29 protein-coding genes, 1 pseudogene and 2 riboswitches are annotated in these 26121 nt (G+C 35.6%); of the genes and pseudogenes, 19 read left to right on the top strand and 11 right to left on the bottom strand.

The window, feature by feature from the left end; all coding sequences use genetic code 11:
* The first annotated feature begins 4 nt into the window (after positions 1 to 4).
* Positions 5 to 1111, top strand: a complete 1107-nt coding sequence (locus tag BLV40_RS03715) for a class I SAM-dependent methyltransferase (protein ID WP_090687501.1) — start codon at positions 5 to 7, stop codon at positions 1109 to 1111.
* Positions 1112 to 1258: 147 nt separating this feature from the next.
* Here the strand turns inward: BLV40_RS03715 and BLV40_RS03710 are convergent, their stop codons facing one another.
* From BLV40_RS03710 to BLV40_RS03695, 3 genes are all read right to left on the bottom strand, one after another.
* Positions 1259 to 1549, bottom strand: a complete 291-nt coding sequence (locus tag BLV40_RS03710) for an ArsR/SmtB family transcription factor (protein ID WP_000894376.1) — start codon at positions 1547 to 1549, stop codon at positions 1259 to 1261.
* Positions 1550 to 2096: 547 nt separating this feature from the next.
* A complete protein-coding gene (metC, locus tag BLV40_RS03700; RefSeq protein ID WP_026589929.1) occupies positions 2097 to 3260 on the bottom strand; it encodes a cystathionine beta-lyase in 1164 nt (387 codons plus the stop codon).
* Positions 3257 to 4369, bottom strand: coding sequence for a methionine biosynthesis PLP-dependent protein (locus BLV40_RS03695; protein WP_026589930.1), 1113 nt, complete (start codon positions 4367 to 4369; stop codon positions 3257 to 3259). The genes metC and BLV40_RS03695 overlap by 4 nt, the downstream gene beginning before the upstream one ends.
* 94 nt (positions 4370 to 4463) lie before the next feature.
* Positions 4464 to 4576: riboswitch (SAM riboswitch) on the bottom strand.
* A gap of 200 nt (positions 4577 to 4776) precedes the next feature.
* Positions 4777 to 4887: riboswitch (SAM riboswitch) on the top strand.
* A 69-nt stretch (positions 4888 to 4956) separates the two neighbouring features.
* On the opposite strand from BLV40_RS03695, the gene BLV40_RS03690 reads away from it, so the two are divergent.
* From BLV40_RS03690 to BLV40_RS03665, 6 genes are all read left to right on the top strand, one after another.
* Complete coding sequence (locus tag BLV40_RS03690; protein WP_090687499.1) at positions 4957 to 6789, top strand: bifunctional homocysteine S-methyltransferase/methylenetetrahydrofolate reductase; 1833 nt, start codon at positions 4957 to 4959, stop codon at positions 6787 to 6789.
* The gene (gene metH / locus BLV40_RS03685) at positions 6789 to 10187 is read left to right on the top strand and encodes a methionine synthase (protein ID WP_090687498.1); all 3399 of its coding nucleotides are present in this window, start codon (positions 6789 to 6791) and stop codon (positions 10185 to 10187) included. Before BLV40_RS03690 ends, metH begins: the two co-directional genes overlap by 1 nt.
* A gap of 18 nt (positions 10188 to 10205) precedes the next feature.
* Complete coding sequence (locus BLV40_RS03680) at positions 10206 to 11264, top strand: undecaprenyldiphospho-muramoylpentapeptide beta-N-acetylglucosaminyltransferase (RefSeq protein ID WP_090687496.1); 1059 nt, start codon at positions 10206 to 10208, stop codon at positions 11262 to 11264.
* Between the two features lie 50 nt (positions 11265 to 11314).
* A complete protein-coding gene (locus BLV40_RS03675) occupies positions 11315 to 11617 on the top strand; it encodes a DUF3966 domain-containing protein (protein ID WP_090687494.1) in 303 nt (100 codons plus the stop codon).
* A 106-nt stretch (positions 11618 to 11723) separates the two neighbouring features.
* Positions 11724 to 12101, top strand: a complete 378-nt coding sequence (locus BLV40_RS03670) for a nucleoside 2-deoxyribosyltransferase (protein WP_026589935.1) — start codon at positions 11724 to 11726, stop codon at positions 12099 to 12101.
* Between the two features lie 184 nt (positions 12102 to 12285).
* Positions 12286 to 12777 carry a hypothetical protein gene (locus BLV40_RS03665; RefSeq protein ID WP_026589936.1) on the top strand — a complete coding sequence of 164 codons (492 nt, stop codon included), beginning with the start codon at positions 12286 to 12288 and terminating at the stop codon, positions 12775 to 12777.
* A gap of 38 nt (positions 12778 to 12815) precedes the next feature.
* Here BLV40_RS03665 and BLV40_RS03660 read toward each other — a convergent pair whose 3' ends face one another.
* The gene (locus tag BLV40_RS03660) at positions 12816 to 13127 is read right to left on the bottom strand and encodes a hypothetical protein (protein WP_090687492.1); all 312 of its coding nucleotides are present in this window, start codon (positions 13125 to 13127) and stop codon (positions 12816 to 12818) included.
* A gap of 251 nt (positions 13128 to 13378) precedes the next feature.
* Here BLV40_RS03660 and BLV40_RS03655 point away from each other — a divergent pair, with 251 nt between their 5' ends.
* Positions 13379 to 13594, top strand: a complete 216-nt coding sequence (locus tag BLV40_RS03655; protein ID WP_026589938.1) for a DUF3912 family protein — start codon at positions 13379 to 13381, stop codon at positions 13592 to 13594.
* Between the two features lie 347 nt (positions 13595 to 13941).
* Here the strand turns inward: BLV40_RS03655 and BLV40_RS03650 are convergent, their stop codons facing one another.
* The 3 genes from BLV40_RS03650 to BLV40_RS03640 all read right to left on the bottom strand — a co-directional run bounded on the left by BLV40_RS03650 (position 13942) and on the right by BLV40_RS03640 (position 16522).
* A complete protein-coding gene (locus BLV40_RS03650; RefSeq protein WP_026589939.1) occupies positions 13942 to 15357 on the bottom strand; it encodes an L-cystine transporter in 1416 nt (471 codons plus the stop codon).
* 87 nt (positions 15358 to 15444) lie between these two features.
* Positions 15445 to 15687 (bottom strand): DUF2626 domain-containing protein, encoded by a 243-nt coding sequence (locus tag BLV40_RS03645; RefSeq protein WP_026589940.1) that lies wholly within the window; start codon positions 15685 to 15687, stop codon positions 15445 to 15447.
* Positions 15688 to 15826: 139 nt separating this feature from the next.
* Positions 15827 to 16522, bottom strand: coding sequence for a helix-turn-helix transcriptional regulator (locus BLV40_RS03640; protein ID WP_026589941.1), 696 nt, complete (start codon positions 16520 to 16522; stop codon positions 15827 to 15829).
* Between the two features lie 204 nt (positions 16523 to 16726).
* Here BLV40_RS03640 and comGA point away from each other — a divergent pair, with 204 nt between their 5' ends.
* From comGA to BLV40_RS03595, 9 genes and pseudogenes are all read left to right on the top strand, one after another.
* Positions 16727 to 17770, top strand: coding sequence for a competence type IV pilus ATPase ComGA (gene comGA / locus BLV40_RS03635; protein ID WP_026589942.1), 1044 nt, complete (start codon positions 16727 to 16729; stop codon positions 17768 to 17770).
* Positions 17757 to 18797 carry a competence type IV pilus assembly protein ComGB gene (gene comGB, locus BLV40_RS03630; protein WP_280138880.1) on the top strand — a complete coding sequence of 347 codons (1041 nt, stop codon included), beginning with the start codon at positions 17757 to 17759 and terminating at the stop codon, positions 18795 to 18797. Before comGA ends, comGB begins: the two co-directional genes overlap by 14 nt.
* Positions 18798 to 18809: 12 nt before the next feature.
* Entirely contained in the window at positions 18810 to 19112 is a 303-nt protein-coding gene (comGC, locus tag BLV40_RS03625) for a competence type IV pilus major pilin ComGC (protein WP_026589944.1), read from the top strand.
* Positions 19109 to 19552 (top strand): annotated as a pseudogene (comGD, locus tag BLV40_RS03620) (competence type IV pilus minor pilin ComGD); the annotation flags it as partial. The gene comGC and the pseudogene comGD, both read left to right, overlap by 4 nt.
* Positions 19491 to 19850 (top strand): competence type IV pilus minor pilin ComGE, encoded by a 360-nt coding sequence (comGE, locus tag BLV40_RS29060; protein ID WP_231503886.1) that lies wholly within the window; start codon positions 19491 to 19493, stop codon positions 19848 to 19850. The pseudogene comGD and the gene comGE, both read left to right, overlap by 62 nt.
* Positions 19837 to 20298 carry a competence type IV pilus minor pilin ComGF gene (gene comGF, locus BLV40_RS03610; RefSeq protein WP_026589946.1) on the top strand — a complete coding sequence of 154 codons (462 nt, stop codon included), beginning with the start codon at positions 19837 to 19839 and terminating at the stop codon, positions 20296 to 20298. Before comGE ends, comGF begins: the two co-directional genes overlap by 14 nt.
* On the top strand, positions 20295 to 20681 hold the full coding sequence (gene comGG / locus BLV40_RS03605; protein ID WP_090687485.1) for a competence type IV pilus minor pilin ComGG: 387 nt from the start codon (positions 20295 to 20297) through the stop codon (positions 20679 to 20681). Before comGF ends, comGG begins: the two co-directional genes overlap by 4 nt.
* Before the next feature lie 156 nt (positions 20682 to 20837).
* Positions 20838 to 21335: a shikimate kinase gene (locus tag BLV40_RS03600; RefSeq protein ID WP_090687483.1), complete on the top strand. Its 498-nt coding sequence runs from the start codon at positions 20838 to 20840 to the stop codon at positions 21333 to 21335.
* Positions 21336 to 21370: 35 nt separating this feature from the next.
* Complete coding sequence (locus BLV40_RS03595; protein ID WP_026589949.1) at positions 21371 to 21571, top strand: YqzE family protein; 201 nt, start codon at positions 21371 to 21373, stop codon at positions 21569 to 21571.
* Positions 21572 to 21737: 166 nt separating this feature from the next.
* Here BLV40_RS03595 and BLV40_RS03590 read toward each other — a convergent pair whose 3' ends face one another.
* Positions 21738 to 22370 (bottom strand): VC0807 family protein, encoded by a 633-nt coding sequence (locus tag BLV40_RS03590; protein WP_026589950.1) that lies wholly within the window; start codon positions 22368 to 22370, stop codon positions 21738 to 21740.
* A 354-nt stretch (positions 22371 to 22724) separates the two neighbouring features.
* Positions 22725 to 22832 (bottom strand): GTP pyrophosphokinase, encoded by a 108-nt coding sequence (locus BLV40_RS29725; RefSeq protein ID WP_307802265.1) that lies wholly within the window; start codon positions 22830 to 22832, stop codon positions 22725 to 22727.
* 84 nt (positions 22833 to 22916) lie between these two features.
* On the opposite strand from BLV40_RS29725, the gene BLV40_RS03580 reads away from it, so the two are divergent.
* Entirely contained in the window at positions 22917 to 23144 is a 228-nt protein-coding gene (locus BLV40_RS03580; protein WP_026589951.1) for a hypothetical protein, read from the top strand.
* A 91-nt stretch (positions 23145 to 23235) separates the two neighbouring features.
* Positions 23236 to 23382, top strand: a complete 147-nt coding sequence (locus tag BLV40_RS28385) for a hypothetical protein (protein ID WP_000064866.1) — start codon at positions 23236 to 23238, stop codon at positions 23380 to 23382.
* Positions 23383 to 23395: 13 nt separating this feature from the next.
* Here the strand turns inward: BLV40_RS28385 and BLV40_RS03570 are convergent, their stop codons facing one another.
* Together BLV40_RS03570 and BLV40_RS03565 are read right to left on the bottom strand one after the other, a co-directional pair.
* Positions 23396 to 24208 carry a YqhG family protein gene (locus BLV40_RS03570; RefSeq protein WP_090687482.1) on the bottom strand — a complete coding sequence of 271 codons (813 nt, stop codon included), beginning with the start codon at positions 24206 to 24208 and terminating at the stop codon, positions 23396 to 23398.
* Positions 24195 to 25877 carry a DEAD/DEAH box helicase gene (locus tag BLV40_RS03565; RefSeq protein WP_090687479.1) on the bottom strand — a complete coding sequence of 561 codons (1683 nt, stop codon included), beginning with the start codon at positions 25875 to 25877 and terminating at the stop codon, positions 24195 to 24197. The genes BLV40_RS03570 and BLV40_RS03565 overlap by 14 nt, the downstream gene beginning before the upstream one ends.
* Between the last annotated feature and the right edge of the window lie 244 nt (positions 25878 to 26121).

The raw sequence follows: 26121 nt of genomic DNA, 5'->3' as shown, positions 1-26121 counted from the left end.
GGGGATGGAGTTCGTTTTAAGAAAATGGATGGAAAAAGAAAAGGATTATTCGATTTCATATAGTACATATATGAACCTTGCACTATATGATGAAGATTGCGGATATTATATGAAAGAACGTGAGAAAATCGGAAGGAATGGTGACTTTTTTACAAGTAGTAATATTTCTTCTGTATTTGCAAAGACATTTGCACGTTTTTTTATCCGTCTTGTTGAAAATGGAGAAATCCCTCCAAATATTTGTGAAATTGGTGGAGGAACAGGAAGATTTGCTTATGCTGTTTTACAAGAATGGAAACACCTCTCTCCAGAGACTTTTATAGAGTTACGGTATTCTATCGTTGAAGTAAGTTCTTTCCATAGAAAAGTACAAAAACATCAACTTGATTCATTTTCAAATGTTTCGCAGTACAAATCCTATGAGGAGTTAGGTGAGTCTTTTACAGGAGTTGTTTTTTCAAATGAATTGTTTGATGCATTTCCTGTTGAAGTAGTTGAGAAGCGAGATAGTATTTTGTATGAAGTACGAATAACGTATACAGATGAAGGAAAACTTACAGAAGTATTAAGGCCGATAGAAGAAAGAGTAAGTAGTTACCTTCGAAGGCGTCATATTCAACTTTCTGATAGGCAGCGATTTGAGGTACCAATAGCAATGGAAACTTATTTGCAAGAAGTTGCAAAATGGTTCAAGGAAGGCTTATTTATCACAGTTGATTATGGATATACGAAGGCGGAGTGGATGCATCCTGCTCATCATGAAGGGAGTATAAGGGGGTATTATAACCATAGGCTCATTCGAAATCCTTTGAAGTATCCAGGAGAAATGGATATAACAGCACATATTCATTGGGATGAATTGAAAGAAATAGGAGAAGAGAGTGCTCTGCATACAGTGTGGCATACGAAACAAAGGGAGTTTTTACTTGCGGCAGGTATATTAGAACAACTTGCTATTCATCAAGATTCCGACCCTTTTTCTGAGAAACAGAAGCAAAATCGGGCGATTCGTTCTATGATTTTACATGGAGGGATGAGTGATGCTTTTGATGTTGTTATACAAAAAAAAGGAATGTCACATTTTGATTTAAAGCAGTACTTACATATATAGAAAAAACAAGACACAGAATAATTCTGCGTCTTGTTTTTTGATACGACTTTAGGATATGTAGTATTGTATATTTTCTCTCATGATATATATTTATATTAAAGATATGAGATAGAAAATATAGAATACGCCCTTTTTGTTTGGTTACCTCTAACCTAGTAATACACGAACAAGTTGAATGATTGTTTCATTCTCTACTTTGTAGTAAATTTCCAATCCTTTTCTTTCACTAGAAACAATTTTAGCGCTTTTTAATTTTGCTAAATGCTGTGAAATTGTGGATTGTGGCATATTTAAGCCTGTGTACATTGTCGAAACATTGCTCGGACCGCGTTCGATTAATCCTTTTACAATACATAAACGAACAGGATGAGCAAGAACTTTCAATAATTCTGCATTATTTTCGTATAGTTCCAATTCCTTTTGAAAGGTTTCTAACATGTTTTTTCCACCTCCATGCGAGCTGTTATACCCATACTATACATACCAAAAATCTAAAGAAAAGAAAATAGTTGTTGCAAAAAAAATGTTCTACAGTAAAGAAATTGTAAGAAAAGAGACCAGGGTGTAAATAACTTTGCTAAATTTGTACGTTTTGTAACACGATGTTTTTTGTTGAAAATCACAATATGTTTGAAGATACAGATACATTTATAACACGATTTTATCATGAATTTTTTGTTCTTTCAAATGAATATACAAAATTTTTAAAATAATAAGAAAAAGGATTTTGTATGTTTTTATAGAATGTAATTCTGGATGAAATGAAGGTATAGAATAACATAGTTTTAAAAAAAATTTTCATTTCCCTAGAGGTTTACTTAAAACGATAAGTGGTGATGATATATGAATGGTGTATTATCTTAATTTGTAAATCATTGGTATCATAATAATAAATATAAAAGGATAGACCAAGTGGCTGTGATATGCTTGATCTATCCTTTTCTTTATTTCAATGTTGAATGAAAACTGTTTGAATAAAAATTTCTTATGCATTCACAGGTTCTTCTACATAAGAAAGAGCGTTGTCAAAATCGGCAATTAAATCATCTATATTTTCAAGGCCAACTGATAAACGGAGCAATGAATTAGAAATACCTCTTTCATCACGTGCTTTTTGTGATAATGCGGCATGTGACATTTTTGCGGGATAGGAGAGGATGGATTCTACAGCTCCTAAACTTACTGCAAATACAGGCAGTTTGACTTGGGATAAGAATTGTCGCAAAGCATCTTCAGATTGCAGCGTGAAAGATAAAACAGCACCGGCAGATTGTGCTTGTGACTGTTGTATGTCATAGCCTAGGTGTGATTCTAATCCAGGATAATACACATTCTGAATTTTTGAGTGCTTTTGTAAGTAATGAGCAATTTTATTGGCATTTGTTGCTGAGTGTTCAAGACGTACGTGTAATGTTTTCAAACCACGAAGAACGAGAGAGCAATCTTGTGGTCCTAATATAGCACCAAATGCATTTTGCAAGAAGCCCAGTTTTTTAGCGAGTTCTTCATCTTTAACAACCGCTAACCCAGCTGTAACATCACTATGCCCAGCAATAAACTTTGTCGCGCTGTGGAGTACAATATCCGCTCCGAGTTCAAGTGGTTTTTGAAATAGTGGTGTTAAAAATGTGTTATCAACAAAAGTAAGAGCCCCAGCAGATTTCGCTAATTCACAAACCGCACGAATGTTAGTTACTTTTAATAAAGGATTGGATGGTGTTTCAATGTAAAATACTTTTGTATTCGGTTTAATATTTTGTTTGACTGCCTCTAAATTTGTCATGTCAACGAATGTATGTGAAACACCGTAACGAGAGAGGACCTCTGTTACAATACGATACGTTCCTCCATATACATCTTCTGAAATGAGAACATGATCGCCTTGTGAGAGAAGTAGAAAAGCAGTAGAAATCGCTGCAATTCCAGATGCGAAGGCAAATCCTTTTGTTCCCCCTTCTAATAAAGCAATGATGTCTTCAAGTGCATCACGAGTTGGATTCCCAGAGCGACTGTAGTCGTATTTTCCAAAGGTATCTACATCAAATTGATGAAATGTTGATGTATTATAAATAGGAACGTTAACAGCTCCTGTTTGTGAATCATGTTTATATTGGTTATGAAGTAAGAGTGTATCTAATGAATAACTCATATTCTCACACCTTCTTTTACATGTTTAATAGCTTGTTTCAAGTCTTGAATTAAATCATCTCCGTTTTCAATGCCGACGGAGAAACGGAGGAGACGATTACATACACCACGTGCTGTACGTACTTCCTCTGGGATATCTGCATGTGTTTGTGTTGCTGGATATGTCATTAAACTTTCAACCCCGCCAAGACTTTCTGCAAATGTAATTAATGATAAAGATTGTAAGAAAGAATTTATCCATTTCTCATCAAGAAGACGAAACGAAATCATGCCGCCTCTTCCTGGATAAAAAACATCGGTTACACCCTCTTCGTCGTTTAAATAAGAAACGATTTTCTTTGCGTTTTCTTCATGTTGTTTCATACGAAGAGCCAACGTTTTCATACCACGAATTAATAACCACGAATCAAATGGGCTTAATACAGCACCAGAGGCGTTATGATAGTGGGCAAGTTCTTCGCAAAGTGCCTGACCTTTTGCAACAACAAGGCCACTTAGTACATCATTATGACCACCTAAATACTTTGTCGCACTGTGAAGTACGATGTCTGCGCCTTTCGTCAATGGTTGTTGTATGTAGGGTGTATAAAAAGTATTATCAACAATCAAAAGGACCCCATGTTGTTTTGCAACGGCTGCGACAGCTGCAATGTCGGTTACTTGCATTAATGGATTGGTTGGTGTTTCTATGAAAATAGCTTTTGTTTGAGAAGAGATAGCTTTTTCTATCTGTTTTATAGATTGTGTATCTACGTATCTACATCGAATATTCCATTTTTCTTCATGTTCCGAAAATAAACGATAGGTTCCTCCATATAAATCTTCTGATATGATAAGTTCATCTCCAGAGCGGAATAAGGAAAGAATAAGAAGAACAGCTGCCATTCCAGAGCTACAGGCATAGCCTTGTTGACCTTCTTCTAAATCAGCAATTGCGCGTTCTAAAAGACCGCGCGTTGGATTTCCTGTTCGTGAATAATCAAAACCTGTTGATTTTCCAATTCCTTCATGGCGATAAGCGGTGGAAAAGTAAACGGGTGGGTTAACTGTTCCTGTTGTAGTTTCGCTTCGATTTCCAATTTGGGCTAGTTTTGTTTCGATTGTTGACATGTGAAATGCCTCCTTTATAAAGTGAAAAATTAATCAGCGGGATAAAAATAAAAAAGCCTTCTAAGAAGAAGGCTTTCATGCGAATATAGTCTTCTTCTTATCTTTCAAATTTGTTTACAATTTGCTGGAATTAGCACCTTATTAACGAACGTGTTAATGGTTGCTGAGGTGTCGTCGGGCCAGTCCCTCTACCTCTCTAGATAAGAATAGTTTGTATGAAATTTTATTATGCTTTTTACTTTACAACAAAAGATAATTGAATTGCAACTTAATTTTAAATATTTTTTATTTTTGAATTAATTACATTGACTTTCAGTTTATCCCATGCTAATTTTATTAGAAAATTAACAAAGATTGTTAAAAGGTACACGTATTTCCTTTAAAAATAGATTAATAATAAAGAAAAACTCTTATTGAGAGCGGTGGAGGGACTGGCCCTGTGAAACCCGGCAACCTTCAAACGAAATGTTTGAAACGGTGCTAATACCTGCAAAACAATTTGTTTTGCATGATAAGAGGAGGATTCATGATGTCCCCCTCTTCAAGGTGAAGAGGGGTTTTTATATTGATAGAAAAGAGGGAGATAGGTGAAAATTCTAGATTTATTATCGAAAGGAATTGTTATTGGTGATGGTGCAATTGGAACATTATTACATTCTCATGGTTTGCAAAGTAGTTTTGAGGAACTAAACTTATCTGATCCAGATCTTATTATATCTATTCATAAACAATATGTAGCTGCTGGAGCAGATCTTATTCAAACAAATACATATGGTGCAAATGAGGCGAAATTGCGTATGTATGGTTTAGAAAACCGGGTCGCCCAAATTAATAAAGCCGCAGTCAAACTTGCAAAAGCGGCTGTGACAGACAAGAATGCAATTTTAGGGACGATTGGTGGTATGAAGCATATCGGAGCCGTTACAACGACTGATATGGAACGAGAGTTTATGCTACTTGAACAGGCCGGGGCATTATTAGAAGAAAAGGTTGATGGATTATTATTAGAAACCTTTTATGATGAATTTGAATTGTTACATGCCGTAAAAGTACTACGAAAACAAACAGATATTCCAATTATTGCACAGCTGGCGCTTCATGAAGCGGGCACAACACAAAATGGAAATGATGTAAATGAAGTATTAAAACAGCTTTTAGATTACGGTGCGAATGTAGTCGGATTAAATTGTCAGTTAGGCCCGCTTCATATGACGGAAGCTTTTAAAATGATATCGATTCCGAAAAATGGTTATTTATCAGCTTATCCAAATGCGGGCCTTCCAAACTATGTAGAAGGACGGTACGTATATGAAGGAAGCCCTGCTTATTTTGAAGAGATGACACCGAAATTTATTGAACAAGGTATTCGTTTGCTCGGAGGGTGTTGTGGCACAACACCAGCACATATCGAAAGGATGAAGCGTGCGATTGCGAATGTAACGCCTGTTACAGAAAAACAAATTGTTCAAAAACAACAAGTGGTTCATATGCAAACAAAACGTGCTAGCACTCATGTTACTCTTGCAGAAAAAGCGAAGAAGCAAACAACAGTGGTTGTTGAATTGGACCCTCCAAAAACATTGGATACACAGCGTTTTTTTGAGGGAGCAAGGGCATTGAAAAGAGCAGGAGCAGATCTAATTACGTTAGCAGATAATTCGTTAGCATCTCCGCGTATTTCAAATATGGCAATGGGAGCATTATTAACGAAGCATGACATTCCGGTGCTAATGCATTTAGCGTGTCGTGATCATAATGTCATTGGTTTACAATCACATTTACTTGGTTTATCAGCTTTAGGAATGGAAGAAGTGCTAGCCTTAACGGGTGATCCGGCGCGAGTTGGGGATTTTCCAGGAGCGACTTCTGTATATGATTTGTCTTCTATTGAATTAATAAAAATGATTAAAGAAATGAATGATGGCCGATCCATATTAGGGAAATCTATTGGTCCTGCGACAAGATTTTCTGTTGGAGGAGCTTTTAATCCACATGTAAGGCATTTAAAAGCAGCGGTGAAGCGGATGGAGAGAAAAATCGCAGCGGGTGCAGAATATTTTTTAACACAGCCTATTTACGATGTAGCTTTAATTGAAGAGGTATATGAGGCAACAAAACATTTAGAACAACCGATTTTTATTGGAATTATGCCTTTAGTGAGCAAACGAAATGCTGATTTTCTTCATTTTGAAGTACCGGGTATTACTCTACCTGAGGAAGTAAGGCAGCGAATGGATGGGCATGAGACACAAGGAGCTGCAGTTGAAGAAGGAATTCGCATTTCACAAGAATTAATTGATGCTGCGATGAAATACTTTAACGGCATTTATCTCATTACACCATTTTTGAAATATGAAATTACAGAAAATCTTGTGAAGTATGTGAAAGAAAAGCAAGAAATGAAAGAGGGAATCTATTGATGAGACCGATAGAAGAGAGATTACAACATGATATTTTAATATTAGATGGTGCGATGGGAACGATGATTCAGCAGGCGGATTTAACTGCTGAAGATTTTGGCGGAGAAGAATATGAAGGGTGTAATGAATACTTAGTAAAAACAAGGCCAGATGTGATTTTAGGTATCCATAAAGCTTATATTGAAGCTGGTGCGGATATTATTGAAACAAATACGTTTGGTGCTACAAATATTGTATTACATGATTACGAGTTATCTCATTTAGATGAAGAGTTGAATGAAAGAGCAGCCCAGCTAGCAAAGCAAGCTGTAAGTGAGAGTGGTAAAGAAGTATATGTAGCCGGTGCGATGGGACCAACGACAAAAGCAATTAGTGTAACGGGTGGTGTAACATTTAATGAATTAATTGAAGCATATACGAGACAAGCACGAGGATTATTGCGGGGCGGCGTTGATGTGTTGCTTGTTGAGACGAGTCAAGATATGCGTAATGTAAAAGCGGCGTATTTAGGGATCCAGCAAGCATTTACAGAAGTGAATTATACTGTTCCTCTTATGATTTCAGGAACCATTGAACCGATGGGAACAACATTAGCGGGACAAACGATAGAGGCATTCTATTTATCAGTTGAGCATATGAAACCATTGTCTGTCGGATTAAACTGTGCTACAGGCCCGGAATTTATGCGAGAACATATTCGTTCTTTGTCGGATCTTTCGGAGTGTTATATTTCTTGCTATCCAAATGCTGGTCTTCCAGACGAGGATGGACATTATCATGAGTCACCGACTTCACTTGCAGAAAAGGTGAAACAGTTTGTTGAAGAAGGGTGGATTAATATTATTGGCGGTTGTTGCGGGACAACACCTAATCATATAAGAGCAATTAAATCTTCACTCGAGTCTCTTAAACCACGCGAGAACCATGAGCGGGAGGGGCATGGGATTAGTGGTTTAGAAGCATTGCAATATGATGATTCTATGAGGCCGTTATTTGTTGGAGAGAGAACAAATGTTATTGGATCAAGAAAGTTTAAACGATTAGTAGCTGAAGGGAGTTTTGAAGAGGCTGCTGAAATTGCGAGGGCGCAAGTGAAGAAAAATGCTCATATTATTGATATCTGCATGGCAGATCCAGATCGTGATGAAGTGGAAGATATGGAGAATTTTTTGACAGAAGCAACGAAAGTATTAAAAGTTCCGATTATGGTAGATTCAACGGATGAGAATGTTATGGAAAAAGCTCTTACGTATATACAAGGCAAGGGTGTTATTAACTCTATTAATTTAGAAAACGGAGAGGAGCGTTTTGAGAAAGTGACGCCGCTTCTCCGGAAATATGGTGCAGCAATTGTAGTTGGGACGATTGATGAAGAGGGCATGGCAGTTAGTGCAGAAAGAAAGTTAGAAATCGCAAAAAGAAGTTATGAATTATTAACGAAGAAATACGGTATACGTCCCTCGGATATTATTTTCGATGCACTCGTTTTTCCAGTTGGAACTGGTGATGAAGAATATATTGGATCGGCAGCAGCGACGATAGAAGGAATTCGTCTTATTAAAGAAGCGCTGCCAGAATGTTTAACGATTTTAGGAGTAAGTAATATATCGTTTGGTTTACCGCCAGCGGGTCGTGAGGTGTTAAACTCGGTCTTTTTATATCATGCAACAAAGGCTGGGCTTGATTATGCTATCGTGAATACTGAAAAGCTAGAGCGCTATGCATCAATTCCAGATGAGGAAAAGGAAATAGCAGATGCACTATTATTCGAAACAACGAAAGAAACTCTAGAAGAATTTACGAATTTTTACCGAGTTGCCAAGAAAAAAGAAGTGATTATACAAGAAACATTAACGCTTGATGAAAGGTTAGCAAATTACATTGTAGAAGGAACGAAGCAGGGCTTACATGAAGATTTAAGTCTTGCGCTAACAGAAGGAAGAAAACCACTTGATCTTATTAACGGTCCACTTATGACCGGGATGGATGAAGTAGGTCGTTTATTTAATAACAATGAGCTTATCGTTGCTGAAGTATTACAAAGTGCTGAAAGTATGAAAGCCGCTGTTGCATATTTAGAGACTTATATGGAATCTAGTGATAGTGCGAAAAAAGGAAAAGTATTGTTAGCAACTGTAAAAGGAGACGTACATGATATTGGCAAAAACCTTGTAGAAATTATTTTATCGAATAACGGCTATGAAATTGTTAATTTAGGAATCAATGTACGCTCCGATCGCATTGTTCAAGAAGTGAAAGAAAAGAAGCCAGATATTATCGGACTTTCGGGATTATTAGTAAAATCGGCACAACAAATGGTAGCAACTGCCGAAGATTTACAAGCGGCAAATATTGATATTCCAATTGTTGTAGGTGGTGCAGCATTGACGAGAAAGTTTACAGATAATCGTATTTCACCTTCTTATAATGGACTTGTGTTATATGCAAGCGATGCAATGATAGGGCTTGACCTTATCAATCGATTACAAAAAGAAGAAGAACGAGAAAAAATGAAGCAGGATAAAAAAAATCGCCGTATTCATGTTGTGAAACAAGAGGAGAAAAAAGTGGAGATACCAGTTGGTATTGAACCGTTGCCACGAGCGAAAGTCATGGTGCCAGACTCAACAAAGCGGGTCGTACTTCGTGATATTCCAGTTTCACACCTTGCACCATTTTTAAATAGACAAATGTTAATTGGTCATCATCTTGGTTTAAAAGGAAATGTGAAAAAGTTATTAAAAGAAGGTGATAAGAGGGCACATGAATTAAACGATTTAATTGATGAGTTATTGCAAGAAGGACAGTCCTGGCTAAAGCCAAAAGTTGTGTATCAATTCTTCCCTGCTCAAAGTGACAGACAAACTATTATTATTTATGATCCAGAAGACCATACACGTGTACTAGAGCGTTTTTCATTCCCAAGACAAGGAAAAGCACCGTACCGTACATTAGGAGATTATTTACGTCCTATTGGTGATGAAATGGATTATGTCGCCTTTTTATCTGTTACAGTTGGACAAGGTGTTCGAGAAATCGCGGAGGAGTGGAAAGAGAAGGGGGATTATTTACGCAGTCACGCTATTCAATCATTAGCGCTGGAACTAGCAGAGGGACTTGCTGAAAAAACACATATGTTGATTCGTGACCGCTTTGGAATTCCGGATTCACCGGAGATGACGATGGAAGAACGATTTCGTACGAAATATCAAGGGATTCGCGTTTCTTTTGGTTATCCAGCTTGTCCAGAACTTGCGGATCAAGAAAAACTATTTCGTTTAATTCAGCCAGAGGAAATCGGAATCTCACTAACAGAAGGATTTATGATGGAACCTGAAGCATCTGTAACGGCAATGGTATTTGCTCACCCCGAAGCACGATATTTTAGTGTACTATAGTGTAGAAGGGGGAGAGATATGAAAAGAATAGTCTTTACAGGCGGTGGTTCAGCTGGACATGTGACGCCCAATTTAGCAATTATTCCACATTTGCAAGAAAAGAATTGGGATATTTCTTATATTGGTTCTCATCAAGGAATTGAAAAAGCGATTATAGAGAACGAAGGAATCCCATACTATGGGATAGCAAGCGGAAAGTTGCGCCGTTATTTTGATTTGAAAAATATAAAAGATCCTTTTCTTGTTATGAAGGGTGTCATGGATTCTTATATACGAATACGAAAATTAAAACCGGATGTTATTTTTTCAAAGGGTGGTTTTGTATCTGTACCAGTAGTGATTGGTGGGTGGTTAAATCGTGTACCAGTTTTGCTACACGAGTCTGATATGACACCAGGGTTAGCGAATAAAATTGTACTCCGCTTTGCTTCGAAAATATTTGTTACATTTGAGGAAGCTGCGAAGCATTTGCCGAAAGAAAAGGTTGTTTATACAGGTTCACCCGTGAGAGAAGAAGTGCTACGTGGAAATCGTGAAAAAGGATTGAACTTTCTTGGATTCCATACTAGAAAACCGGTCATCACGGTTATGGGAGGAAGTCTAGGGGCAAAGAAAATCAATGAGGCAGTACGAGAAGCATTGCCACAGCTCCTTAAAATTTATCAAGTTGTTCACCTATGTGGAAAAGGAAATTTAGATGGGAAGTTACAAGGTATAGAAGGGTATAGGCAATTTGAATATGTGCAGGATGAATTACCAGATGTATTAGGGGCAACGGATTTTGTCATCTCACGTGCTGGATCAAATGCGATTTTTGAATTTTTAACATTGCAAAAGCCAATGATTTTAATTCCACTACCGAAAACTGCAAGTCGCGGTGATCAAATTTTGAATGCACAATCGTTTGAAAGACAAGGGTATGCATCCGTTTTATATGAAGAAAATGTAACAGTGACATCTCTTATAAAACAGATAGAAAGTTTAAATCATAATTATGAGAAGTATAAAAAAGAATTAAAAAAATATAGTGGAAAAGAAGCAGTGCAGACTATTGTGAAATATATTGAGGAGGCATGATTTTAAAAAAATCATGCCTTTTTAAATAGAATGAAAGGTTCGAAGAATTATTGTATTTATGGTACAATAACAGAGATTTAATAGGGGAATTTCAGTTCTTTGAGCGTGAAAATACGAATGGATTAGGAGTGACTGTGTTGGAGCTGAGTCTCTATGAAAATGCTGCTCTGATTATATGTTTTGTTTTGTATGTTGGTAGTGTTATTGTTTACATTTCAAGAAAATTTTCACAAGAACGAAACTTAGAGAAATCAGAAATAACAGCTGAGTTAGAAATGTTAGCTGATGAAAGTGATAAAAAACAAAAAATAAGAGAAAATCATGAGGTGCCCCACCACTTAAACGTAAAATAAGTTTTAAAGGTGGGGATTTCTTTTGGCGAAATCCTTCTATATTTATTATCATGAACGCTAAAAAAGAGTTTCCCTTTAGGTTTATAAAGGTAAGGGGTTAATTAAGGTGAATTTCTATATAGCATCGAGTTTTCAAAATAAACATCTTGTTCAATTTGTAGCGAGTAAACTGAAAGAAATAGGATGGCACCATACATATGATTGGACTCAAAATGAAAGAGCAACGAATAGGAAACAATTACAGAAGATTGGTCAAGCAGAAAGACAGGCAATTCAAGCTGCGGATGTTTTTCTGCTTTTACTAGATGGAGGAAATGGTAGCCATATAGAACTTGGTATGGCAATTGCTTTAGAAAAGAAAGTCTATCTGTATCATAAAAATAATCTGCTACAAACAACGTTTTACCATTTACCAGAAGTAAAGATTTTTGAGGGGGATGTGGCGGGATTTGTATCCTACGTTATGAATCAAGGTGATGTATAACGTAGATTTCGAATCCGATATACGATAATTTTAAAATATTTCAAAACTGGGAACAATGAAAGCTGTTGGAATAGCCATTAATGTGTAAGGCTTCTCTTCTATCCAAGAATTTGAGAAGATGTAATTAAACAGCGAAAGAGAAAAGTAATTAAAGGATATATTTAAAAATAAAGGAGTTATGAATATGAAACTAGAACGAGGATGGGAAACAAACTTCTTAGAAGTTGTACAAACAAGTGCATTCAAAAAAGGTGCGCTGCGTAGCCAGTTACTTTGTGTGGATGGGGAAGAAGTAGAAGAACTTGCAGACGATTACGGGTATGACGAAATTGTAAATCGTGAACATGATGAAGAGCTTGCAGAGATTTTAGGAGAAGAACTCTTTAGTGAAATGGAACGTCACGTATTCTTATCTTCGCAACCTGAGGAAAAGCTCATTTCATTTGTAAATGGATTAGGATTTCATATTCTAGATTGGATCGTTCTCCTTGAAACAGAATTTGGTATAGATAGTGCAATATTTACATCTGATGCAGTAAAAATGATCGAAAAGCGTTTTAGACAGTTCCCATATATAGAAGATAAGACAATTTTTGATATGACAATTGGAGAAGCAATGAATGCATTAGAGTCTGTGACGAGTTTACAATTGAAAGAGAAGATGAATATACAATAATGAAAATAAAAAAGAACGTGAGATGATCACGTTCTTTTTTACATAATAATTACTTTTTCAGTTAATTTTTTTTGTCCTGTAAGAAGTGCATTCAAATACTCGACTTTTCGTATACAAGATTGAATGTGTTTTTCAACTTCTTGTAACTCTGCTTGGTGGTGCGTTTCAATCGGATGAATTTGCACGTTAAACTTTTCAAATTGACTACTATATGTGATTTCTGCATAGCCGCTCATGATATCTGTTTGATTATGAAATAGAAATTGTTTTGCTTCTTCACAGTATGTTACATCTTGAAATCCATATGATTTTAATGCTTCGATTACTTTTGTAATAATTGTTATATCCATTTTTCTCCCTCTTTGCGAAGTTCTGCTTTTCTATTATAACATGAAAATGGCAAAAGAAAGCGTTTCCAATTGCTTGTTTGCATATTTTTTACATATAATTTATCAAAATGAAACAAAGAAAAAATAATTGTAATAAAGGAAGGACTCTTTTACTTTTTTATCATATATATACAGAAATAGTGCAATGAAAGGGAAATTTCTGAAAAGAAGGTAGTATTCCGAAGTTGAGCGTAGTAAAAGAGGTGAAAATTTTGAATTTTGATATTATAGGGCAAAAAGCATATATAAAAGACGGACCGTACCGGAATCGAATTGGAATTGTAAAGCAAAAAGGAAAGCAGGAGGGATCGAATTTTTTCCTTGTTATTGACGAACAAATCGTTGATGTGGAACTAAAAGATATTGTTTTAGTGGGGGTAGATGTGCGGCAATTTCATGAGTGGTGCGAGCAAAATGGCTATTTGTAAAAAGGACGGGTTGTGAAGTGAAACGTTAATTTTTATTTTGTAAGAGAAAAGGTTCGCTTTGAATAATAGAAAGAAGTTTTGACATCCATCAATAGGCAATATTGAGAAGGATTATGTTCAAAAAAGAGCGTATATCCTCTTTTTTTACGTTTATTTAGTAAAGAAGAAATGAAATATTGTAGCAATATTGAAACGAAATATTTTAATGGGAAATCCAGAAAACAATGTGAAGGAATTGGATCTTTTGGGGCAAAAGAAGCAGATTAGTTATGTAAAATAGTGATTATAGGGAATAAAAAAGGAATGCAAATGAATTAGCATTCCTTTTCATGAAAGTTCTCTCTTTCTTATGAAGCGACTTCCTTACTTTTTACATCCTCTTGATTATATGTCTCATGATCTAATTCACCAAGCCATTTACTAGAAATAAGACCTGCTGTCATTGATCCGCTTACATTAAGAGCTGTACGGCCCATATCGATTAATGGTTCAACAGAAATAAGAAGAGCAACAATTCCGATTGGTAAGTTCATTGTTGAAAGTACGATTAATGCTGCGAATGTTGCGCCGCCACCTACACCGGCAACTCCGAAAGAGCTAATAGCGACAACAGCGATTAAAGTTAAAATGAATTGTGGTTGTAATGGATCGATACCTACTGTTGGAGCGACCATCATTGCGAGCATAGCTGGATAAATACCTGCACAACCATTTTGACCGATAGATACACCGAAGGAAGCGGCAAAGTTTGCAATTCCTTCGGATACACCAAGTTTTTCTTTTTGTGCTTCAATATTTAATGGCATTGTACCTGCGCTAGAACGAGAAGTAAAGGCAAATGTTAATACTGGAAATACCTTTTTTAAATATTGAACTGGGTTTAAACCGGATAGAGCGATTAATAATAAGTGAATAATAAACATAACGATAAGTGCTACGTAAGATGCTAAAACAAAATTACCGAGTTTTAAAATGGCATTCACATCACTACCAGCGACTGTTTTTGTCATAAGAGCTAATACACCGTATGGAGTCAGGCGTAAAATTAACGTTACCATACGCATTACAATAGCATATACAGCATCGAGCATCTTTTTAAATAGTTCAGCTTGTTCTGGATATTTTCTTTTTACACCAATAAAGGCGATTCCAATAAACGCTGCAAAGATTACGACAGAAATTGTTGATGTTGGACGTGCACCTGTTAAATCAAGAAATGGATTTGTAGGTAATAATTCTAATAATTTTTGTGGAATTGGTGTTTGTTCAATTGAACTAAATTTTTCTTCCACTAATTTCAAACGAGCTGTTTCTGCATCACCTTGTTGTAAACCAGTAGCTTGAACGTCAAAACCTGCGCTTGCGGCGATACCAACAGCGGCAGCGATTCCAGTTGTAAGGATTAAAATGCCAATAATAAGTCCGCTAATTTTACCAAGGTTACTTGTTAATTTTAATTTTGTAAATGCTGAGATAATAGAAACTAAAACAAGTGGCATAACAATCATTTGTAGTAATTTCACATAACCACTACCAATTAAGCTAAACCAGTTATTTGAATCCACGATAACTTTAGAAGTAGGTTCATAAATGAATTGTAAAATAAGACCAAATGCAATTCCGACCCCTAAAGCAGTAAATACGCGTTTATTAAAAGATACATGCTTACGTTGCATATAATATAAAATGCCAACTAATATAAGCATGACCACTATGTTAATTCCGACTAGCAGTGTATTCATAATAATTCCCCCTAATTCCATCTGTTATATAAAATATATTTCAACAAAACCTATAAGTCAACTAGGTAATTGAGGAAAATAAAAAAAGGATGGCAAATTGCCATCCTTTTAATGCCCAGCGCCAGGGACAAGTAGAAATGTTGTGTAGTATGTAAATCCAATGAAGAAAACCGTTAAATAGGCCCCGAATACGTATATATACATACGCTCTGTTAATTTCAAATAACTTAAAAGTACGAAAAATCCTGTTTGTCCTAAAAATAATAGTGCAGTTGTATGCATATCCCCTAAGTAAAACATAACCGAGAAAATTCCAGTCCAAAAGCCGAGAACGCGAAACATGCGCTCCATGCAATCTCCCTCCTTTTCTAAAAAAGTAAACCTCTCCTCATTATAATTTATTTTTCTCATTATTGTAAATATTTGCGAAAAAAAGAAAAGAAGCCAAATCAAATTGACTTCTTTTTGACATAATTTCATATAAAAACAATTATAGTTGGACTTTGTAGTTACAAGACTTGCATCCATCTAATAAGTTCTCATGTCGTGTTAATTCCATGTCCGGAAATAAAGTTCCAAAAATCCCCTTCATCATATCGCTATGCATATGGCAAACTTCTTCAGGGTGATGAACGGCAATTTCCTTAAATGGACAATTGTACACGTCATAGAAAATTTGTGTGCCATCTGTGCTTAATTCAAAGGAAGGGGATAAGCCAGCAGTTGATAACGCTTCTTTTGCAATTTGAACTTTGTGTTCTAATGTTAATGAATCTTTATTAACATTTAAACGCTGCATGTGTTGTTCCATCAATTCTTTACCAAATTGTTTGCCCGTTTCATATAGTGCCTTTTCACCGGCTGCACCGAGGCTTAGTAATGAATTAAAAGTGATTTTCGCTAATAATTGATAATCGCGAAATGGGAATTGCAATTGAATTAAGTCTTCAGACAATACATATAATCTGCTTGGTCTTCCGCCTTTTCCTGTTTTCTTCGTTTCAGATTTCAACATATTAACATCTTCTAATTTTGATAAATGTAGACGTGCTACGTTTGGATGGATATTAAATTCATCTGCAATTTCTTGTACGGTTACGTAACTATGCTTTTGAGAAATGTATTTATAAATATAATAACGAGTTGGATCAGATAGTACACCTGTAATTTTTAAAGCTTGTTCCATGAGGATCTCCACCTTTATCACTTTATCCAAGATATTAACATTATAATACAGATAAAGTTGCATATAGGTGATTTTAGTCAATAATTCAGAAATTGTTCATAATTTCACAAACATATTTTACCTTTTTCTAGTAGAGAAAAAGGTAAAGTTACGATTTTTCTTATATTTTCCTTTGTGATATATACATTGTGAGGAGGGATAACGATGAATGGTGTTGAACATTTTGCCAATACAATTATGAAGGAAGCATGTACATTACAGGCATCTGATTTACATATTGTGCCGCGGCAAGAAGATGCAGTCATACAATTGCGTATTGGAAAAGATTTGGTAACGAAGCATTGTATTAGAAAAGAATTTGGGGAAAGACTTGTTTCACATTTTAAATTTTTAGCGTCTATGGATATAGGGGAAAGACGTAAGCCACAAAATGGATCATTGTATTTACAAATTGATGGACAAGAAGTTCACCTGCGTCTCTCTACACTGCCAACTATGAATTTAGAAAGTCTCGTTATTCGTTTGCATTTGCAAGCATCGATTCAACCACTTTCCCATCTCTCTTTATTTCCAAGTTCGGCAAAAACACTTCTCTCTTTTTTACATCATTCTCATGGATTACTCGTGTTTACTGGTCCGACAGGATCTGGGAAAACAACGACAATGTATGCTTTGCTAGAGGTAGCGAAAAAGGGACAAACGCGGCGTATTGTTACACTTGAGGATCCAATCGAAAAGCGAAAGGATGGTTTATTACAAATTCAAATTAATGAAAAGGCCGGTATCACATATACAACAGGTTTAAAAGCGATTCTGCGCCATGATCCTGATATTATTTTAGTCGGTGAAATTCGTGATGAAGAAACAGCAAAAGTAGCTGTGCGTGCGAGTTTAACAGGTCATTTAGTAATGACAACGTTGCATACAAACGATGCAAAAGGGGCTGTGCTACGTTTGATGGATTATGGGATTACGCGGCAAGAAATTGAACAATCATTGCTTGCAGTGGCAGCGCAGCGTCTTGTGGAATTGAAGTGTCCATTTTGCAAAGGAAAATGTTCGCCATTATGTAAAGCGATGAGGCAGGTACGGCAAGCTAGTATTTACGAGTTGTTATATGGCCATGAATTGAAACAGGCTATTCGTGAAGCAAATGGAGAGCGTGTAACTTATCATTATGAAACATTGCAATCATGTATAAGAAAAGGATATGCCCTAGGTTTTTTAGAAGAGGATGTTTATGTTTGAGCGAAAAGGATGGCGATTACATGAACAAGTCTTGTTATTAAGAAGACTTGGAGAATTGTTAGAAAAAGGCTATCCTCTCTTACAAGCGCTAGAATTTTTACAGTTTCAATTGTCCTCTACAAAACGGCTACAACTGCAGCATATTATCGAAGAATTAAAAAATGGACAAAGTTTACACGATGCTTTTCATCAAATGATGTTTCATCCAGACATATTAAGTTATTTATTTTATGCGCAGCAACACGGTGATGTTTCTTTTGCTTTAAAGCAAGGAAGTGTACTCCTTCATAGAAAGGAGAAGCATCAAAAGGATATGATGAAAGTTCTCCGTTATCCGATTTTTTTATCTCTTTTTTTACTAGGAATTCTTGCTGTATTTAACCTTGTTTTGCTTCCTCAATTTGAGACATTGTACAGTTCTTTACGTGCAACCTCTGCTTCTTTTACTGATCAGATTATTAATTTCATCCAAATACTTCCATGTATAATGAGCGGATTTTTTCTTGTTATTGCACTTGGAGTATGTGTATACGTGTTTTATCTACGAAAGCTTCCTCCGATTCAAAGGGTAAATATTATGGTGCGTATTCCCCTTATAAATACATTTCTTATTTTAACAAATTCTCATTATTTCTCTGTTCAATTAAGCGGCTTACTACAAGGAGGATTATCGGTACTTGAAGCTCTAACATTAATGATGGAACAAAAACATCATTCGTTTTTTCAATGTGAAGCCACTCGGATTGAAGAGTTGTTAATTGCGGGAGAACAGTTGGATTCTATTATTATGAAGAGCAGTTATTATGAGCGTGAACTGTCTTACGTTATTGCGCATGGACAAGCAAACGGAAACTTAGCGACAGAATTAGGTGATTATAGTGAATTAACGATTGAAAAAATGGAAGAAAAGATTCAACGTATTTTAGTTATTATTCAGCCGCTTTTGTTTACATGTATTGGCATAATTGTTGTTCTTATGTATTTAGCGATGATTATGCCGATGTTTCAAATGATGAATTCTATTTAGGAGGTAGTTTACATGAAGAATGAAAAAGGATTTACTCTTTTAGAAATGTTATTAGTGATGGTTGTTATCTCGGTATTGCTGTTATTAATTATTCCAAATGTCATTAAACAACGTTCTTCTGTACAAGGAAAAGGTTGTGACGCTTATGTGAAGTCTGTTGAAGCGCAAGTACAAGCGTACCAGTTAGAAAAGAATAAGATACCAACAATAGATGATTTAATAAACGAAAAATACATTACTTCTACAACGTGTCCAAAAGGGGAGCCAATTAGTATTTCCAGTGAGGACGGTACAGTATCGGTTGGTAAATCGTGAAACAAAAGGGCTTTACATTTTTAGAGATGCTTCTCGTCTTATCTATCATTTCTATATTAAGCATTGTTACTTATTTTAACGTTGCTCCGTTATATGAGAGGCAAAAGGTCGAACGTTTTTTTAGACAATTCTCACAAGATATTTTGTATATGCAGCAGTTAGCTATAAACCACCGGAATCTGTATATGTTGCGGTGGGTCCCTGAGAAACATATGTACAGTATTTGGGAATCAGGAGATGCACGTGCCCTTATGCTCCGGGAATATGAACGTGATATAAAGGTTGATTTAAATACTTTTCCGAACCCAATGACTTATAATGCAAACGGAAATATAAACCAAGGTGGTACAATTCTACTTTTTTATCGTGCACGCACTTATGAAATTGTATTTCAACTTGGAAGAGGGAGATTTACCTATCGTGAAGTGCCAAAAAGGGTCAGTTATGATCGAAATGATCGTATCGTTAAGTTTATTGATGTTGGCTGTGTCGTTAGTGCTTCCCCAAACACTTCTCATCATGCAAGAAAGAAAAAATATTCAACTTCGATATAAAGCATATGTATTGCTGAAAAGGGAAGCGGCATTATATATGCATCAAAATCAGTTGAAGCAGCAAAAAGAGGAGATGATAGATGGCGTTATGTATGTGACCTATTTGCGAGGAGAAGAGGCTTGTACAATTTGGAGAGATACGAAACAAAGGAGAATAGAACAATGTCGCCATGTTAAAAAATAAAAAGATAGAAGCGGGGTTTACTTTATTAGAAATGATGTTATGTTTATTGTTTTTATCTATTTTCTTTCTTCTTGTGCCGCGCCTTCATAGTTTATTTATTGAGAAACCATATTCGAAGCAGATAAACAGTTGGGAATGGGATGTGTTCATGGAGCAAGTACAATTAGAGTTTCGAGAATTTCAACTGAGGAGTAATGTTCAGTTAGGGGACGAAGGAAATATAATACTTTTTCAAATGAGTAATGGTGATAATATCACATATGAAATGTTAGGAAATAATATTGTGAGAAAAGTAAATACACTAGGAAGGGAAATTATATTACAAAAGGTAAGTTCAGTTTCTTATAACTTAACACCATATATGCTATCCATACATGTGCAAGATATAAGTGGAAAAAAGTATCATGGGGTAGTAACGCGATACACACTCCCTGAGATGAAGTCATGAGAAATCAAGATGGTTTTGCTTTGCCCAGTACATTAATTCTCCTTTTCTTACTGTTTTCATTCTTTATATATGAGATAAATATGTTGCAATCTGACCAAAGATTTTATAAAGAGGCGCAGCAGAAATTTTTGTTAGAAGAGATTACAGATCAAGCGATCATCTCGATAAAGGCAGATTTGCAGGAGAAAGAACAAAATGATGTGTTTGCCTTTCAATATGAAAATGGTGAAGTGAGTGGGAGATATGTATTTGAGAATGACATTATCTTTGTTACCTTGCAGTGTATGACGAAAGAGCGCCGTTCTTATAAGGTGAACTTTCAGTACGATAAAACAAATAAAAAGGTTATGAATTGGGCGGAAGAGCGAGGAAATGGAAGTTGAATTACAAGTACGTTTTGTTCTTGATACAAGATTGAGGACAAAACGTTTTTTTAGTAATTTGTGCAAGTAGTATATAAAATAAACCACATCAGCTCATCTTTCGTTATAATACAAATAATTAAACAAGGACCAACTTGGTAGAAAAGAGGTAACAAAATGAGGGCCATATATATAACAGGCTATATGGGGGCCGGAAAAACAACAATTGGGAGAATGCTAAGTGAGAAACTGCATATTCCAGTTGTAGATACAGATCAAAAAATTGAAGAGAAGCAAGGGAAGGTGATTCGCGATATATTTGCGGAAGAAGGGGAGGGCTCTTTCCGCAAATATGAAAGCGAAACGCTGCGCTCTTTACCGACGAGTGACTTAATTATTACAAGTGGTGGAGGGATCGTTGAGCGAGCTGAGAATCGTCAGTGGATGAAAGAGAATGGAACGATTGTGTATTTATATTGTGATCCGTATGTTATTGCAGAACGTCTTCGCGGGGATACAACGCGTCCATTATTTCAAAAAGAGAATATAGAGGCGTTTGTAGAGAAGTTTGAAAAACGCCGAGTATATTATGAAGAAGCAGATATACATATTGATACAACAAATAAAAGTGTGAAAGAGATTATGGAAGAACTAGAGAAAAAGATTAATGAATAAAAAAATGGACATACTAATCAAGTAGAGGTGATAATATGTCTACTAATGATTATGTGCGTTTTGTAACGCAACAATTTGTATCATATATGGATGCTCCAAAAGAGGATCGAAAGCAGAAAAAACAACAACGCCGCTCTGAAAAAGCGCCATTTTTAAACAGATGGTTTGGTATGATACCACTTAGTGCTGCTTTGTTTTATCAAAACGTAAAGAAGAAAAGAAAGCAATCAAGTTAATAAATGAGTGGAATGATTTACCACTAGTAAATATACTAGGGCGGTATAGGGCAATTTTGGCGATGGGTGTATACTTGTCATTGATTCAACAGAGAGACCTAATAAAAATTCCCCAGTGCAATATTGCACTGGGGAATTTTTATTATTTCTTTTGATAGTTTCCAACTTATTGTGTAGATTCTGTTTGTTCAGTTACTGCGTATATTTTATTATTAACCCATACAAATCCTATTCCAATACATATGGAGATCCCCCAGCCAACAGCGGTCATGATTGCTCGCATTTCACCATATCCTTCTACACCAAAAACAGAAATGAAATAGATTTTTAAAAAGCTTTTTAAAATGAATTGGAGACCGAAAAATAGTGTTAAATATTTCAAGGCCGGATATATACGTTTGTCACGGTAAAGAGCGCGACTTTTATCTCGGTCATGTCCTTGCAAGACTGCGATATCAGCAGCGAAATATAACATGAGCGGTTTTTTAATAAAGATTGTACAGATGACAATGCAGCCGAGTACGATATGATAATATGCGTCGTTCCAAAGCATTCGCGCAGCAGAGCCAGATAGTATGTCTACTGTCGTGTTAGCAATGAGGGTAATCAAAATAAAGAACCCTGTAACGTTGAACTGTTTTTCTTTCTTAAAGCAGTACAGTGTATAAAGAATTCCCGGTACCGAGGAAATAAGCATTGCATAATAAGGATCAATATGTGCTTTTGCAAATTTCCAAATGACAAAAGGGAAGACGAGGTAAAAGACAATATCGAATATGGCTTTCTTATTTTGATTCATTATAGACCTCCTTAAGTAATAGATATATTTTACAATATAATTTCTGAATATTGTACAGGATTAGTTGATAATTAAAGTTAATAAACGATATCCTACTTCTTTTTAGTTGAAAGAGAGGATTTAGCGATGCATAGAAGTAATTAGAGTTTATTCCTACCTCATGCCAAGTAAAAACAGAAAAAGAAGCAAACACGTGAAATCATCTTCCCTTCTTCGCGGTGGTGATTTTAATTTGAGAACTTGTATACAAGTGGTAGGTTAATGTTTCGGAAACGTTTTGAGCGTGTACGAAATGAAGCAAAAGTCATAATTTAGTAGAAATAAAAAAGATTGCCCCTAGCGTGGTAATCTTTTTTAGTATATAATAATTAAAACGCTTTCATTTTTAAGGGTTTGTTCACAAAATTGACGAAAACTTAAGTTATTCCTATCGTCATGTTGTTTTATAATGAAACTAATCATCTATACATGCATACAATATTGTGAAATAAATAACATAAATAATCTATATAAATGTAAACGTTATCAAAGAGAGAGGTGGAGACAATGAGTAAATTTTTCTTCAATCATAATCCAGCAACAATAGAAGATGGAAGGCTTGTAGAATATGCTGAAATTATTTATGGTGAAGGTGGCCGTTCTGTATTAGAAAATTTAATGGTGAAAGCATCTATCAGGTTGCGTGATCGTTATCCGCATAAATCTGACGAACAGATCTCTTATCTTGTAAATCAAGGCTTACACGATATGTTTCAAAAATATGTGAAGGAATAAGAGGAGCGAAAAGCTTCTCTTATTTTTGTATAAGGATTGCACCACTAGCTGACAATAAGAATGAATTTGAAAAACATAAGGGGTGAAAAAAATGAGTAATGGCGTAGGACGTTCAAAAAAGAATCTTCCAACAGATGCAAACCATGTGAGTGCAAAAGATAGGGAATATCAAAAGCGAATGACAGAAAAACAGCAACAAGAACATAATGATGGCCGGAAGTATAATGGGAAAATATAAGAAAAGCTCCTTCTCATATGAAGGGGCTTTTCTCATGAAAAAAATGTTTAGCGGTTACATAGAAGAGTCCGCCATTTATAATTTGCATTGTAATCCGCGGTTCGTATTGTTCTTGTAAGGCTTGCTTTTCTATTTCATAGCTTTCGGGAAGCTCTTCACTTTCCTCATAAAAGCGATTAAGAAGCGATAAATCATGGTTCCAACGTACCCGTGCTTCTTCAGCCCATGTATGATCATCTGCTGCGATGAAGTTTTTTAATGCATCTTCTATTCGCTGTAGTCCACTTTGCGGTTTAATAATTGGAGTGAGTGTAAAACTGAAATCCGGTATTTTTGGTGTGAGCCGAATTTTCGCTAATGTTTCATGAAAGTTTGTAATCATCGTTCCAGAAATAAGATGAATCCCGATGGAATGAAGCATGTCTTTCTTTCGATCGCATTGATAACATACTTTTACATTGACGCCAAGCCATGGGTGAAGTGGTGTATGAGTTGTACTACCTAAATTCACTTCTTCGAATAAGCGTATGTATGAACCGAGTTCTTTTGTTGTTTGAAAAATTTGATGTAGACGAGGGGAGCCATAGTGAATAAGCTCACCTTCCTCACCGTCACTCTCTGGGTTTGTAATGAGAGTAAGTTTCATTGGATTTGGGATACCACCTGTTTTCTCGAGGTAATGCCAATAAAAAGGTCGATTCATCAATAGTTTATCCATCTCAATTGTTAATTGTACATCTAGTAGATGAGGGGAACGCTGGGAAATCTCACAGTCGTTTGCTTCGAAAAAATCCCATAAGTAATTATGAATTTCATGTTGCTGCATAACCTTGCACCTCAGCTTCGTTTCTCTTCGCGAAGTCGATGATGGATGTTAAATTTTCCATCTTGATTCGAATTTCTCCTTCGCTCTTTGACCCTGCAAAAATTTCTTGAATATGTGCATCGATATTTTTCATATTGATCCTTGTTAAAATCTCATCAAGTTCACCGATGACTCGCTCAAATAAATTAATTTTTTCATATAGAAGTTTTAAAATATGTTCTTCAACTGTATGTTTCGTTGCTAAGTTATAAATATGAACATCATTTTTTTGACCAAGCCTATGAATACGTCCAATGCGCTGTTCAAGCCGCATCGGATTCCAAGGCAAGTCATAGTTAATCATATGGCTACAAAATTGTAGGTTAATCCCTTCACCGCCTGCTTCAGTTGCGATTAACACTTGCGCATGATTTTGGAAGAGTTCTTTCATCCAATCTTTTTTTCCTCGTTTGAATCCACCTCGAAAGGGAACCGATGAAATACCATGCTGTTTTAAAAACCATTGTAAATACATTTGCGTTGCTCTGTATTCTGTAAAGATGACGACTTTATCATTAATTTCTTTTATAAGCTCTAGTGCTTGATTTGCTTTTGAATTAAAAGGAATATGGTTGATTTTGTCCATTAAAACATCGATATATGGGTCTGATATATAATTCACATTTTCTTTTTGCCTTTTTTCCACGTGTTTTTTGAGTGAATAATAAACTGCTTCACGGCTACTACATACTTCTCGTTTCAAAGTTAATGATGAAAAGGCAGAGGTAAAAGCGTCTTGTCCTTTCCAATTTTCAATTGCATTATATAACGCTTGCTCTTCCTCATTAAAATCAATAAATATTGTGCGAACATGCCTTTTCGGCCATTCGATACCTGTACCATTTCGCCGATTTCTTACCATCACTTTATTAATGAGCGCTTTTAAATCTTCATCTGACTCTGCTGAGCGATTTTTCGATGCATAATATTCCTCGAAGTTAGATTGATTGCCTAAATGTCCTGGTTTTAATAAGGAAACGAGATTGAAAATTTCATCAATTTTGTTTTGAACAGGTGTTGCAGTTAGTAATAAGCAAAACTTCTTTTTCAGTCGTTGTGCAAATTCATAGTTTTTTGTTTTGTTATTTTTAAGTTTGTGTGCTTCATCAATAATAATAAGGTCATATTCTAAGTTTAAAACGATGTCACGATGAGGTGAACGTTTTGCTGTATCAATTGATGAAACAATAACATCAGCTTGCTCCCATGAATAACTTTTCCTCTGAGCAACAGCGGGGATAAAAAATTTTGTATTCAACTCATATGCCCACTGTGAAACAAGGGAAGCAGGAACGAGTATTAATACTTTTTTTACAAGACCTCGCACCATATATTCTTTTAAAATCAGACCCGCTTCAATTGTTTTTCCAAGTCCAACCTCATCTGCTAGTATTGCCTTTCCATTCATTTGTTCAATCACAGTTTGTGCGACTTCCAACTGATGAGGAAGCGGTGTGAAGTGGGATAAATGTTTTGGTGCTTGCAAGCCATCAAATGTAGGGACAAGCAACGATCTTTCTGTTTCATAAGCTAAATTATACAGTTCCCAATTTGTCCAAGGGCCGTCCTCATCAATTCGTTTTAAAAAATTATTTTTCCAAGTCCGATCTACGGAAATATTGACATTCATTAAAACTCTCCCACCTTCTGTAAACTAAAACGGTTATTGTTATACCCTTCACCAGAACGTTAATTTCTAGCGTTTTTAGGTGAAGTCATTTTCGTAAGTGTAAGATTAAAAAATTCCAAATTATTTTTTATGCTAGAATATTGATGAAATAGATCGAAAAATGTTAGGATAATGTTGTGAAATGTGTGGAATCTTTCGTATTTTATCCAAGAAAGTACTTTTTTATTTACGCTTTCATAAAAAA

The sequence above is a fragment of the Bacillus sp. 166amftsu genome, assembly GCF_900107445.1.
Lineage (GTDB): Bacteria > Bacillota > Bacilli > Bacillales > Bacillaceae_G > Bacillus_A > Bacillus_A arachidis.
Note: the sequence above shows the minus strand (reverse complement) of the source record. Positions and strands in the feature narration are given on the sequence as shown.

Bases quoted from the DNA above. Each gene is read 5' to 3' on its own strand.
- BLV40_RS03715 (WP_090687501.1), top strand. From the start codon at position 5: ATGGAGTTCGTTTTAAGAAAATGGATGGAAAAAGAAAAGGATTATTCG.
- BLV40_RS03710 (WP_000894376.1), bottom strand. From the start codon at position 1,549: ATGTTAGAAACCTTTCAAAAGGAATTGGAACTATACGAAAATAATGCA.
- metC (WP_026589929.1), bottom strand. From the start codon at position 3,260: ATGAGTTATTCATTAGATACACTCTTACTTCATAACCAATATAAACAT.
- BLV40_RS03695 (WP_026589930.1), bottom strand. From the start codon at position 4,369: ATGTCAACAATCGAAACAAAACTAGCCCAAATTGGAAATCGAAGCGAA.
- metH (WP_090687498.1), top strand. From the start codon at position 6,789: ATGAGACCGATAGAAGAGAGATTACAACATGATATTTTAATATTAGAT.
- BLV40_RS03680 (WP_090687496.1), top strand. From the start codon at position 10,206: ATGAAAAGAATAGTCTTTACAGGCGGTGGTTCAGCTGGACATGTGACG.
- BLV40_RS03665 (WP_026589936.1), top strand. From the start codon at position 12,286: ATGAAACTAGAACGAGGATGGGAAACAAACTTCTTAGAAGTTGTACAA.
- BLV40_RS03660 (WP_090687492.1), bottom strand. From the start codon at position 13,127: ATGGATATAACAATTATTACAAAAGTAATCGAAGCATTAAAATCATAT.
- BLV40_RS03650 (WP_026589939.1), bottom strand. From the start codon at position 15,357: ATGGAATTAGGGGGAATTATTATGAATACACTGCTAGTCGGAATTAAC.
- BLV40_RS03645 (WP_026589940.1), bottom strand. From the start codon at position 15,687: ATGGAGCGCATGTTTCGCGTTCTCGGCTTTTGGACTGGAATTTTCTCG.
- BLV40_RS03640 (WP_026589941.1), bottom strand. From the start codon at position 16,522: ATGGAACAAGCTTTAAAAATTACAGGTGTACTATCTGATCCAACTCGT.
- comGA (WP_026589942.1), top strand. From the start codon at position 16,727: ATGAATGGTGTTGAACATTTTGCCAATACAATTATGAAGGAAGCATGT.
- comGB (WP_280138880.1), top strand. From the start codon at position 17,757: ATGTTTATGTTTGAGCGAAAAGGATGGCGATTACATGAACAAGTCTTG.
- comGC (WP_026589944.1), top strand. From the start codon at position 18,810: ATGAAGAATGAAAAAGGATTTACTCTTTTAGAAATGTTATTAGTGATG.
- comGE (WP_231503886.1), top strand. From the start codon at position 19,491: ATGAAATTGTATTTCAACTTGGAAGAGGGAGATTTACCTATCGTGAAG.
- comGF (WP_026589946.1), top strand. From the start codon at position 19,837: ATGTTAAAAAATAAAAAGATAGAAGCGGGGTTTACTTTATTAGAAATG.
- comGG (WP_090687485.1), top strand. From the start codon at position 20,295: ATGAGAAATCAAGATGGTTTTGCTTTGCCCAGTACATTAATTCTCCTT.
- BLV40_RS03600 (WP_090687483.1), top strand. From the start codon at position 20,838: ATGAGGGCCATATATATAACAGGCTATATGGGGGCCGGAAAAACAACA.
- BLV40_RS03595 (WP_026589949.1), top strand. From the start codon at position 21,371: ATGTCTACTAATGATTATGTGCGTTTTGTAACGCAACAATTTGTATCA.
- BLV40_RS03590 (WP_026589950.1), bottom strand. From the start codon at position 22,370: ATGAATCAAAATAAGAAAGCCATATTCGATATTGTCTTTTACCTCGTC.
- BLV40_RS29725 (WP_307802265.1), bottom strand. From the start codon at position 22,832: ATGATTAGTTTCATTATAAAACAACATGACGATAGGAATAACTTAAGT.
- BLV40_RS03580 (WP_026589951.1), top strand. From the start codon at position 22,917: ATGAGTAAATTTTTCTTCAATCATAATCCAGCAACAATAGAAGATGGA.
- BLV40_RS28385 (WP_000064866.1), top strand. From the start codon at position 23,236: ATGAGTAATGGCGTAGGACGTTCAAAAAAGAATCTTCCAACAGATGCA.
- BLV40_RS03570 (WP_090687482.1), bottom strand. From the start codon at position 24,208: ATGCAGCAACATGAAATTCATAATTACTTATGGGATTTTTTCGAAGCA.
- BLV40_RS03565 (WP_090687479.1), bottom strand. From the start codon at position 25,877: ATGAATGTCAATATTTCCGTAGATCGGACTTGGAAAAATAATTTTTTA.